Origin of the sequence: Brevibacillus laterosporus, assembly GCF_030489605.1 — a bacterium.
Taxonomy (GTDB): Bacteria; Bacillota; Bacilli; order Brevibacillales; family Brevibacillaceae; genus Brevibacillus_B; species Brevibacillus_B laterosporus_E.
Genome location: NZ_JAUKFY010000001.1, coordinates 135662 through 149527 on the forward strand (window position 1 = coordinate 135662; position 13866 = coordinate 149527).

Sequence of the window (13866 nt, forward strand, 5' to 3'; positions counted from 1 at the left end):
GTGATTTAGATATGTTTAGCAGAAGTAATGTGCAAAATTTGTATCGCTTATCTCCTATGCAAAAAGGGATCTTATTTCATTCCTTAAAAGATAAAGAAAATCATGCCTATTTTGACCAACTGATCTTTGCTTTGGAAGGCAAGGTAGAGCTTGAATATTTGGAAGAAGCTTTTAACCAATTAATCAAAAAGCATGATATTTTACGAACTGTTTTTCGCTACAAAAAAGTAAAAGAACCTGTACAAATGGTATTAAAGGAAAGAAGCTCCACTATTTATTTTGAAGATATTTCTCATCTTGAGACAGAAGAAAAAGCGAATTACATCAAGCAGTTTAAAATGAGGGATCGGGAGAAGGGGTTTGACCTCTCCCGGGACCTTCTTATCCGAATGTCATTATTTAAGCTCGATCAGGAGCAGTATCAGTTAATAATGAGTAATCACCATATCATCATGGATGGTTGGTGCCTTGGCATTATACTTAATGATTTCTTGCGTATGTATAAAGGAATTGTGAATCATACCCCTGTTCCATTCGAGCATGTGACACCTTACAGTAAGCATATTCAATGGCTGGAAAAACAGGACCATCAGGAAGCGAAGGCTTTTTATCAACAGCTATTAGAGGGATACGACAAAGTAACAGGTGTTCCACAGCAATTGGTACGGGCGAATCACGAAGAATATGCTCACGGACAATGCATCGTGAAATTAAATCAGGAAACAGCCGGCCGGCTGATTGCCATAGCCAAAGCCTATCAGGTTACAGTCAATACCGTTTTCCAAACAATTTGGGGGATATTATTACAAAAATATAACAATACGGACGACGTAGTATTTGGATCAGTTGTCTCAGGCAGACCGGCAGAGATTCCTGATGTTGAAAAAATTGTTGGGCTGTTTATCAATACAATTCCTGTGCGAATCAAGGCTGATCAACAAGAACGATTTGATACGCTGGTAGCCAAAGTACAGGAAATGGCCTTGGCTTCAGAATCATATGATTATCTTTCGTTGGCAGATATTCACCCGGAAGCCGGCGATTTTATCAATCATATTATTGCGTTTGAAAATTTTTATATTGATATGGACAGCTTTAATCAGCTTGCCGATAAAAAAGAGCTTGGTTTCTCACTCGCATTCGCCACAGATCATCACGAGCAAACCAATTATGATCTAAGTGTGCAGGCGCAGATTGGTGATGAATCTTCCATTAAAATTTTATATAATGCCAAGCTTTATACCTCGGAATACATAGCAAATGTAATTGATCATTTTGTTACTGTGGCTGACACAGTGGCTGCTAATCCTAGCATCCCTGTAAAGGAAATCGATATTTTAACAAAAGATAAAAAAGATCAGATCCTTTATGGTTTTAACAATACCTATGCAGATTATCCAAGAGAGAAGACTATCCATCAGCTATTTGAAGAACAAGTAGATAAAAATCCTAATCAGATTGCGCTTGTGTTTAAAGAAGAGAAGCTGACTTACGGTGAGTTAAATGCGAAAGCAAATCAGCTGGCATACGTGTTAAGAAAGCAAGGTGTACAGCCTAACGATGTAATCGGCATAATTACCGAACGCTCACCAGAAATGATCATAGGCATTTTGGCGATTTTTAAAGCAGGCGGAGCTTATATGCCTATTGATCCTACTTATCCGGCTGAACGCATTCAATATATGCTACAGGATAATCAAACGAAGCTATTATTGGTGCAAAAGCAAGAAATGATACCAGCCAATTATCAAGGAGAGGTATTGTTCTTGACTCAGGAGAGCTGGATGCATGAAGAAACATCTAATCCGGCTCATACTACTCAAGCACAGGCTTTAGCATATGTGATGTATACCTCTGGTTCTACAGGAGAGCCTAAGGGCATTTTGACAACACATCAAAATATTATGAAGACAGTCATTCATAACGGTTATGTTGAGATTACACCGGGAGATTGCTTGTCGCAGCTCTCCAATTATGCCTTTGACGGCTCTACCTTTGAAATCTATGGGGCATTATTGCATGGAGCTACATTACTTTTAGTAACAAAAGAGGCTGTACTCAATATGAATGAGCTGGCACGTCTTATCAAGAAGGAGCAAGTGACGGTTTCCTTCATGACGACTGCTCTGTTTAATACACTGGTGGATTTGGACATTACATGCTTTCAATCGGTGCGAAAGGTGTTGTTCGGAGGAGAGCTTGCTTCGGTCAAGCATGTTCTGAAAGCCCTTGATTATTTAGGCGAGCACCGTGTTATCAATGTGTATGGGCCAACGGAAACTACCGTGTATGCTACCTATTACTCTGTAGATCACTCCATGCTGACGAGGGCATCTGTTCCTATCGGAAGACCAATTAATAACACGAAAGCGTACATTTTAAATACCGATGGACAGCCTCAGCCAATAGGAGTAGTCGGTGAGCTATGCATTGGCGGCGAGGGGGTAGCATGTGGTTATCTTAACCGTCCAGAGCTAACAAAGAAACATTTCGTGGATAATCCATTTGTCTTGGGTGAACGAATGTACCGTACCGGAGATTTAGCCCGCTTTTTACCAGACGGCAACATCGAATACATGGGGCGGATGGATGAACAGGTAAAGATTCGTGGTCACCGGATTGAGCTGGGCGAAATTGAAAAGGTTCTTTTACAGCACCCAGCTATCAGCGAGACAGTGCTTCTGGCAAAACGAGATGAGCAAGGTCATTCCTACCTGTGTGCTTATGTAGTAGGTCAGGCATTTTGGACTGTTACAGAGCTGCGTCAACACTTGATGGAATCCTTGCCAGAATACATGGTGCCCTCCTACTTTATCGAGATTGAGAAACTGCCGCTTACGGCAAACGGGAAGGTAGATAAGCGGGCGTTGCCTGAACCAGACAGAAAAATAGGCAGTGCTTACGTTGCTCCAGAGAATGAAACAGAGGAGAAGCTGGTTCAATTTTTCCAAGAGATTTTGGGTGTTGAGCGAGTTGGCACGCAGGATACATTTTTCGAGCTTGGCGGTCACTCCCTTAAGGCAATGATGCTTGTCCTGCAGATTCATAAAGAGATGGGAATTGAAGTTCCGTTAAAAGAGATATTCACACGCCCTACAATCAAAGAATTAGCGGCGTATATTCATAAGACGGATCGCTCTGCCTACAGCATGATTGAGCCAACCGCCAAACAAGAGTATTATCCAGTCTCCTTTGCCCAAAGACGAATGTTTGTGGTGCAGCAAATCAGAGATACGAATACAACCAGCTACAATATGCCGATTTTGCTAGAAATAGAAGGTGCTCTTGATAGGGAAAATGTGAGACAAACACTGAAGAAATTGATAGAGCGTCATGAATCAATGAGAACCTCTTTCCACATGATTGAGGAGACCTTGATGCAAAAGGTGCATGATGATGTGGCATGGGAAATGGAGGAGATGGAAGCGTCCGAGGAAGAGGTTTATGCTTTGACAAAATCCTTCATTCGTCCTTTTGATCTCGGTCAAGCTCCATTGTTTAGAGCAGGATTAATTCGTGTTAATTCGAAGCGTCATTTGCTGCTGCTGGATACGCATCACATTATCTCAGATGGTGTATCTACTAACATCCTCTTTCAAGATTTTACGCAATTATATCGTGGGCGAGAGCTGCCTGAGCTTCGCATTCAATACAAGGATTTCGCCGTCTGGCAACAAGGAGAGGCTCAGCTTGCTCGTCTGCAAGAACAAGAGCAATACTGGCTGAACCAATTTTCAGAGAGTGTCCCTGTACTGGAGCTTCCTGCTGATTTTCCACGTCCAGCCATGCAGCAGTTTGATGGTGACGTATTGGACTTTGAATTAAATCAGCAAGTATGGCAGGAATTACAACAGCTCATTGTTAAAGAGGGCTGCACGGCTTACATGCTATTGCTGGCGGCTTATCATGTCTTGCTTTCCAAGTATTCGTCGCAAAACGATATTGTGATAGGTTCTCCGATAGCAGGGCGGACAAATGCTGATTTGCAATCGATTGTTGGGATGTTTGTTAACACCCTGGCTATCCGCACCAAATCGGAGGAAACTCAGACATTCCGCGAGTTTCTGTCTACGATCAAACAACAGGTTCTTCAAGCTCAATCCAATGCAGATTATCCATTTGAAGAGTTGGTTGATCATGTAAATCCAAGTCGCGATCTAAGTCGCCATCCTTTATTTGACACAATCTTTGTCATGCAAAACATGGATATAACAGAGGTTGCGATACAAGGTCTTTCCATCGTAACGAAAGACATGGAATGGAAGCATTCAAAATTTGATCTTACATGGGCGGCTATAGAGAAAGATTCCTTACATTTTTCAGTTGAATATAGTACCCGTTTATTTAAGAAAGAAACAATCGAGCGGATGGCGAAGCATTTTGCCCATTTGCTAAATCAAGTGGCGGAAAATCCCGACTTGAAACTTACAGATATGGAACTGGCAACGGATGCAGAAGTGAACCAGCTTTTGGAGGAGTTTAATAATACGGAAGCAGATTATCCGTATGATAAAACGATTCACCAGCAGTTTGAGCAGAAGGCAGAGGAAAACCCTGATCAGATAGCGTTGTTATTCAAGGATAAGGAAATTTCTTACGGACAGTTGAATGCAAAAGCCAATCAATTTGCTCGCGTCTTAAGAAAGCATGGGGTGCAGCCGGATCAAGCGGTTGGATTAATCACTGATCGTTCCATTGAGATGATGATAGGAATTTTGGCAATTTTAAAAGCTGGCGGAGCCTATTTGCCAATTGACCCTTCTTATCCGTTAGAACGGATTACCTACATGCTAGAAGATAGTCAGGCACAGCTTTTGATTGTGCAGGATACTGCTATGATTCCGGAGGGGTATCAGGGCGAAGTATTGCCTCTAGTGGAAGAGTGCTGGATGGGAGAGGAAGCGTCCAACTTAGAGCTGATAAATGATGCCCATGATTTGGCGTATGTGATGTATACCTCAGGCTCTACTGGTAAACCGAAGGGCAACTTGACGACTCACCAAAACATTCTGGCTACCATCATCAACAATGGCTATATCGAGATCGCGCCAGCAGACCGCCTATTACAGCTATCTAACTACGCTTTTGACGGTTCCACCTTTGATATCTACAGCGCGCTATTAAATGGAGCCACTCTTGTACTGGTGCCAAAAGAGGTCATGTTAAATCCAATGGAGCTGGCGAAGATCATCCGCGAGCAGGATATTACGGTTTCGTTTATGACCACATCCCTGTTCCATACTCTAGTGGAGCTTGACGTGACTAGCATGAAATCCATGCGCAAGGTTGTATTTGGCGGGGAAAAGGCTTCATACAAGCATGTAGAAAAGGCACTGGATTATCTCGGAGAAGGGCGTTTGGTAAACGGATACGGTCCTACAGAAACAACCGTTTTCGCTACCACATACACAGTGGATTCTAGCATCAAGGAAACAGGAATTGTACCGATTGGCCGTCCACTAAACAATACGAGTGTCTATATTTTGAATGAGAATAATCAACCGCAGCCGATTGGAGTGCCAGGGGAATTGTGCGTTGGCGGAGCAGGAATTGCACGTGGTTATCTAAACCGTCCAGAGCTCACGGCAGAGCGCTTTGTGGATAACCCGTTTATTGTCGGAGATAGAATGTATCGGACGGGAGACATGGCTAGATTCTTACCAGATGGCAACATTGAGTACATCGGACGAATGGATGAACAGGTGAAGATTCGCGGACATCGAATTGAACTGGGCGAAATTGAAAAAAATCTTCTGGAGTACCCTGCTATCAGTGAAGCGGTACTTGTCGCAAAACGTGATGAACAAGGCCATTCCTATCTGTGCGCTTATGTCGTAAGCACGGATCAGTGGACGGTGGCTGAGGTACGTCAACACCTAATGGAGGCTTTACCAGAATACATGGTACCATCCTATTTCGTTGAGCTTGAAAAGCTGCCTCTTACTTCCAATGGCAAGGTAGACAAGCGTGCATTGCCTGAACCGGACCGAGTGATTACCAATGAATACGTTGCGGCAGTCAATGAGACAGAGGAGAAGCTCGTTCAGTTTTTCCAAGAGATTTTAGCTTTAGAACGAGTGGGAACGCAGGATACATTCTTTGAATTGGGTGGTCATTCCCTAAAAGCAATGATGCTGGTTTCAAGAATACACAAGGAATTAAAAATAGAGGTTCCGTTAAAAGAAGTATTCGCCAGACAAACCGTTAAAGAATTAGCAGCCTATATCAGACAGGCTGAACAGTCTGATTACAGCGAAATCCAACCGGCCATGGAGCAAGAATACTACCCAGTATCTAATGCGCAGCGACGGATGTATGTTGTTCAACAAATGAGAGATGTGGAAACAACAGGCTACAATATGCCGTTTTATTTAGAAATGGAGGGTGCTCTAGAGGTAGAAAAGCTATCTCTAGCTTTAAAACAACTAATTGAGCGTCATGAATCATTACGAACCTCCTTTCATATGGCTGATGATGAATTGATGCAAAAGGTACATGCAGAAGTCGCATGGGAGATGGAAATGATTCATGCCGCAGAGGAAGAGGTTCAACAGCTTACCGATTCCTTTATGCGTCCTTTCGATCTTGCCAAGGCGCCGTTATTCCGTGCGGGACTCATTCAAATCAATCCGAAACGACATTTATTGATGCTGGATATGCATCATATCATCTCAGATGGGGTATCGATGAATGTATTGTTCCAGGATATAACGCAGTTGTATCAAGGGATAGAGCTGAGTCCTCTCAAGATTCAATACAAGGATTTTGCGGTATGGCAACAGGGAATGGCTCAGGTTGTCCGTTTTCAGGAGCAGGAAAGGTATTGGTTAAACCAATTTTCTGGTGACCTACCAATTTTGGAAATGGTAACTGATTATCCACGTCCAGCCATACAGCAGTTTGACGGAGATTCCTGGTCCTTTGAAATCGATGCCAAAGCATTGGACAGCATAAAGCAATTGTCAGCTAAGCAAGGAACTACGTTGTATATGACTCTGTTGGCGATTTATCAAATCCTGTTGGCTAAGTATACCCGTCAAGATGACATCATTGTCGGAACTCCGATTGCAGGAAGGCCGCATGCAGACACAGAGAGCATTGTGGGGATGTTTGTCAATACGCTAGCCTTGCGCGGTCAACCAAAAGAAGAGCAGTCTTTCATCTCCTATTTATCAGAAGTGAAAGAAAATGTACTGCAGGCCTATGCCAATGCTGATTATCCATTTGAAGAGTTGGTGGAGAAGCTGCATTTACAAAGAGATATGAGTCGTCATCCATTGTTTGATACGATGTTTGTCTTACAAAACATGGATATGTCCGATATAAATATTTCTGGTCTAAAGCTTCATTCACGTGATTTAAACTGGAAAAATGCAAAATTTGATATGACCTGGATGATAGCCGAACAAAATAATCTATTGATTTCGGTTGAGTACAGCACCAGCTTGTTTAAACGTGAAACCATCCAAAGGCTGGAAAAGCATTTCACTTATTTAGTAGAACAAGTGGCTAAGCATCCGGATTGCTTACTCAGAGATTTAGAACTCACAACAGACGAAGAAAAACAGCAAATACTGACGGTATTTAACGACACTGCTACTGATTATTTGTCAGATTTATCCATTTGTCATCTGTTCGAACAACAAGTACAGCGTTTTCCAGATCGGCCGGCACTTGTGTTTAAAGACAAGCAGCTCACATACAGTGAGTTCCATGCAAAAGTAAATCAATTAGCTCGGGTACTCAGAAAGAAAGGTGTACAGCCTGATCAAGCAATTGGCATTCTTACGGATCGATCGCTTGAGATGATGATAGGGATTTTCGCCATCCTAAAAGCAGGCGGAGCTTATATGCCAATTGATCCTTCCTATCCAATCGAACGGATCGAGCACATGCTAGAGGACAGTCAGACTAAGTTGTTATTGGTGCAAAAAACGGAAATGATCCCTACTAGCTATCAGGGGGAGGTATTACTCCTAGCAGAAGAGTGCTGGATGCATGAAGATTCGTCGAATTTGGAGCTGATCAATAAAACACAGGATTTGGCGTATGTGATGTATACCTCAGGCTCTACTGGTAAACCGAAGGGCAACCTGACGACTCACCAAAACATTTTGGCCACCATCGTCAACAATGGCTATATCGAGATCGCGCCAGCAGACCGTCTATTACAGCTATCTAACTACGCTTTTGACGGTTCCACCTTTGATATCTACAGCGCGCTATTAAATGGAGCCACTCTTGTACTGGTGCCAAAAGAGGTCATGCTAAATCCAATGGAGCTGGCGAAGATCATCCGCGAGCAGGATATTACGGTTTCGTTTATGACCACATCCCTGTTCCATACTCTAGTGGAGCTTGACGTGACCAGCATGAAATCCATGCGCAAGGTTGTATTTGGCGGGGAAAAGGCTTCATACAAGCATGTAGAAAAGGCACTGGATTATCTCGGAGAAGGGCGTTTGGTAAACGGATACGGCCCTACAGAAACAACCGTTTTCGCTACCACATACACAGTGGATTCTAGCATCAAGGAAACAGGAATTGTACCGATTGGACGTCCACTAAACAATACGAGTGTCTATGTCTTAAATGAAAACAATCAGCTTCAGCCGGTTGGAGTACCAGGGGAATTGTGCGTTGGCGGAGCAGGAATTGCACGGGGATATTTAAACCGTCCAGATCTGACAGCAGAGCGTTTTGTGAAAAATCCTTTCGTGTCAGGAGATAGAATGTATCGCACCGGTGATTTAGCACGTTGGTTGCCGGATGGAAACATTGAGTATTTAGGACGGATGGATGAGCAGGTTAAGGTGCGCGGTTATCGAATTGAACTGGGTGAAATAGAGACAAGATTATTGGAGCATCCTTCTATAAGCGCAGCGGTTTTACTAGCAAAGCAAGATGAGCAAGGGCATTCGTACCTATGTGCTTACATCGTTGCAAATGGGGTATGGACGGTTGCGGAACTACGCAAGCATCTAAGCGAGGCTTTGCCAGAATACATGGTGCCTACTTATTTCGTGGAATTAGAGCAGATCCCGTTCACTTCTAATGGAAAGGTGAACAAACGCGCTTTACCAGAACCGGAAGGACAAATGACCAGTGTATATGTGGCCCCAGAAACGGAGACAGAAGCAAAAGTAGCGGAGTTGTTCCAAGAGATTTTGGGTGTCGAGAGAGTTGGTACACAGGACATGTTCTTTGAGCTGGGGGGGCATTCGCTAAAAGCGATGATGCTAGTTTTACGAATGAACAAAGAACTGGGAATCGAGGTGCCTTTGAAAGAGGTATTCACACATCCTACTGTCAAGGAATTGGCAGCAACGATCGACCTTCTTGATCGATCAGGCCACAGAGAGATTGAACCTGCTCCAAAGCAGGAGTTCTATCCTGTATCCTCCGCGCAAAGACGGATGTACGTGGTGCAGCATTTAGGAAATGTCCAAACAACAAGCTACAATATGCCGCTTTTCCTCGAAGTGGAGGGAGCTTTAGAAATTAATAAGCTTCATCTAGCACTTGGGAAACTGGTCGAAAGACACGAGTCGCTGCGAACCTCATTTCATATGATTGACGAAGAGCTGATGCAGCAGGTGCATGAAGAAGTGGCATGGGATTTAGAGATCATGGATGGAACGGAAGAGGACCTTGCAAGCATCACAGCAGGCTTTATACGCCCGTTTGATCTCAGTCAGGCTCCATTGTTCCGTGCAGGCATAGTGCGGATTAGCCCTGAGAGATTCCTTTTCATGCTAGATATGCACCATATCATCTCAGACGGAGTTTCTACCAATGTATTGTTCCGGGATATAACGCAGCTTTATCAAGGAAAGGAACTCCCTCCTCTTACGATACAGTACAAAGACTATGCTGTGTGGCAACAAACTGATGCTCAAGTGGCCCGCTTACAAGATCAGGAAAGCTACTGGTTACATCAATATGCCGGGGAAGCTCCTGTCTTAGAAATGCCGACAGATTTCCCGCGTCCTGCAGTCCAGCAGTTCGAAGGGGATGTATGGACCTTTGAGATAAATGCTGACATTCTCAGCCAGTTGAAAAAATTATCAGTGAGTCAGGGTTCTACTTTATACATGACTCTATTGGCGGCTTATCAGGTGTTGCTGGCTAAGTATACCGGTCAAGACGATATTGTTGTCGGTTCACCAATTGCTGGACGAGCTCATGCGGATGTAGAAAGCATCGTCGGTATGTTCGTCAACACGCTAGCTTTACGTGGACAGCCTGCAGGAGAGCAGACTTTTATTTCCTATCTGGCACAAGTTAAGGAACAGGTTTTACAAGCTTATGCCAATGCAGAGTATCCATTTGAGAAATTGGTTGAGAAGCTCGATCTACAAAGAGATATGAGTCGCCATCCACTCTTCGATACGATGTTTACTTTGCAAAACATGGAGATGTCTGATATTGATTTGGCAGGCTTGACCTTCAAGCCATTTGATTTTGAATGGAAAAATGCCAAGTTTGACATGGATTGGACAATGCTTGAGGAAGAAACACTAAAGGTAGCTATTGAATACAGTACAAGCCTGTATACAAAAGAAACCATTAGCAGAATGGCTCAGCATTTCACCTCTGTTTTACAACAAATTATTGAGCATCCAGCCATTCGTTTGGCTGAAATCAAAATTGCTACTCTGCCAGAAATTGAACAGATTTTAACGCAATTTAATGATACTAGGGCCAATTACCCTGATAACCAAACCGTTCATAGCCTATTCGAGCAACAAGTGGAGCGTACGCCAGAACAGATAGCTGTTGTCTATCAGGATCAATCCATCACGTATCGCGAGCTTAATGAACGTGCAAATAGATTGGCGCGTTGCTTGATCGACAAAGGAATACAGAGAAATCAATTTGTTGCAATCATGGCGGATCGTTCTATAGAAACCGTTATTGGAATGATGGGAATTCTGAAAGCAGGAGGAGCTTATGTTCCAATTGATCCCGATTATCCCTTAGATCGAAAGCTGTATATTCTTGAAGACAGTCATGCATCACTATTATTGTTCCAGCAAAAGCATGAGGTCCCATCAGAATTCACAGGTGATCGGATATTGATTGAGCAGATGCAGTGGTACCAAGCGGGTGATACGAATGTGGGGATCGTCAATACAGCTCAAGATTTGGCGTATATGATCTATACCTCAGGTTCTACAGGTCAACCAAAAGGGGTAATGATTGATCATCAAGCAGTATGTAACCTATGCTTAATGGCCCAAACCTATGGAATCTTTGCTAATAGTCGCGTTCTGCAGTTTGCCTCCTTTAGCTTTGACGCTTCTGTAGGAGAGGTTTTCCATACCCTTACAAATGGAGCCACTCTTTACCTGATGGATCGCAACCTGCTTATGGATGGCGTTGAATTTGTTGAATGGTTACGAGTAAACGAGATAACTTCCATTCCGTTTATCTCGCCTTCTGCATTGCGTGCATTGCCGTATGAGGATTTACCAGCATTGAAATATATCAGTACAGGTGGGGAAGCATTACCTGTAGATTTAGTCAGATTATGGGGAACTGGCCGAATCTTCTTAAATGCATATGGTCCGACTGAAACAACAGTAGATGCAACGATTGGCTTATGTACTCCAGAGGATAAGCCGCATATTGGTAAGCCTGTGCTGAATAAAAAAGCCTACATTATTAATCCGGATTATCAACTTCAGCCAATTGGGGTACCGGGTGAGCTATGCATCGGTGGAGTAGGGATTGCTCCTGGATATTGGAACCGCCCTGAATTAACTAGAGAGAAATTTGTGGATAATCCATTTGCCCCAGGCGAAAGAATGTATAAGACGGGGGACTTAGTACGTTGGCTTCCGGATGGAAATATTGAGTTTTTAGGGCGAATTGATGATCAGGTGAAAATTCGTGGACATCGAATTGAATTGGGTGAAATTGAGACGCGACTTCTTGAACATGAGCAGGTAGTAGAGGCGGTTGTGCTGGCTCGTGAAGATGAACATGGACAAGCTTATCTGTGCGCTTATCTGGTAGCAGCAGAGGAATGGACGGTAGCAGAACTGCGCAAACATCTAGGAAAAACACTACCTGATTATATGATTCCTGCTTATTTTATCGAGCTTGAGGAGTTTCCGTTGACACCAAGCGGGAAGGTGAATAAAAAGGCTTTGCCAGAGCCTGATGGACAAATACAAACGGGAGTGGAGTACGTAGAGGCTACTACCGAAAGCCAGAAGATCCTTGTTGAGATTTGGCAAGAGGTGTTACGCGTTGAGCGGATCGGTATTTACGATAACTTCTTTGAGCTGGGCGGTGACTCCATCAAGGCAATTCAAATCACAGCAAGATTGCGTCGTCACCACCGCAAGCTGGAAATCAGCCATCTGTTTAAGCACCCAACGATTGCAGAGCTTGCTCCATGGATGCAAACCAGTCAGGCATTAATTGAACAAGGAACTGTTGAAGGCGAAGTTATGCTCACGCCAATTCAAAAAGCATTCTTTGAAGAAAATCAAAAACAGCCGCATCATTTTAATCAGGATTCGTTACTGTACAGCTCGAAAGGCTGGAACAAAGATGCGATCGAGAAGGTATTTGAAAAACTAACGGAGCATCACGATGCCCTGCGCATGGTGTATCCGCATACCGAGGGCAAGGTGACTCAGATCAACAGGGGACTTGAGGAAAAGGCGTTCACATTGCAGGTGTTCGACTTTACCCAGGAACCAACTGATACGCAGGAAACGAAAATCGAGCAAATCGCCGATCAATTGCAAGCGAGCTTTGATTTAGAAAAGGGACCTCTGGTGCGACTTGGCTTATTTACCACCAAGGCTGGGGATTATTTACTGATCGTGATCCATCACCTGGTGATTGACGGCGTCTCTTGGCGTATTTTGCTTGAGGATTTTCATACTGCTTATCAGCAAGTTATTCAAGGTCAAGCAATTGCACTTCCTGAAAAAACGACCTCCTTTAAAACATGGAGTAAGCGCTTGAATGAATATGCAAATAGTCAAGCTCTTTTGCACGAGATTCCATATTGGAAGCAGATTGAAGAAATATCTATTGCCCCTCTTCCTAAAAAAGGAAATGATGACGGTAGATACTATGTGAAGGATAGCGAATATGTCACGATGAGTCTATCAGAAGAAGAAACCCAAAATCTTCTTACTCGTGTACATCGAGCTTATCGCACGGAGATTAATGATCTGTTGCTTGCTGCATTAGGATTAGCCAATAAGGAATGGACAAAAGAGAATCGAGTGGCTATCCACTTAGAAGGTCATGGGCGTGAGGAAATAGGGGAAGAGGTGGACGTGAATCGCACTGTTGGATGGTTTACCTCGCTGTTCCCAGTCGTTATTGATGTAGAAAATGACGAATTGCCTCTCATCATTAAATCGGTAAAAGAAACCCTGCGCCGAGTTCCTAATAAGGGCATGGGCTACGGCATACTCAAGCATCTGACAAGCGATGCGAACAAACAGGATATTACCTTCTCTCTTCGCCCGGAGATCAGCTTTAACTATCTGGGGGTATTTGATCAACAAGAGGAGGAGAGCGAATCTGCTGGAATTCCTACTGGTCAGCCGATCAGCCCGCTATATTATGACACGCACCTGTTGGAGTTTAATGGAGCGGTCTCGAATAACCAGTTGCATGTAAATTGCCGGTTTGCTCCTGCAGCCGTTGATCGAGCGATTGTTGAAATCCTGATGGAGCGCTTCAAGCACAATTTACTTCTCATTACTCAGCATTGCTTGGAAAAGGATACTGTAGAATTTACGCCTACTGATTTTACAGAAAAGGAATTAAGCCAAGAACAGCTAGACGATCTATTAGATGATTTATTTGAAGACATAGATGATCTGTAAT

The 13866-nt window shown here is 43.5% G+C and carries 1 protein-coding gene; it reads left to right on the forward strand.

What is annotated here, in order from left to right:
- The first annotated feature begins 11 nt into the window (after window positions 1-11).
- Window positions 12-13865: a non-ribosomal peptide synthetase gene (locus tag QZ995_RS00545; protein ID WP_301801745.1), complete on the forward strand. Its 13854-nt coding sequence runs from the start codon at window positions 12-14 to the stop codon at window positions 13863-13865.
- Window position 13866 lies beyond the last annotated feature (1 nt).

Excerpts from the sequence above, each read along its gene's own strand:
- QZ995_RS00545 (WP_301801745.1), top strand. The coding sequence starts at position 12 with ATGTTTAGCAGAAGTAATGTGCAAAATTTGTATCGCTTATCTCCTATG.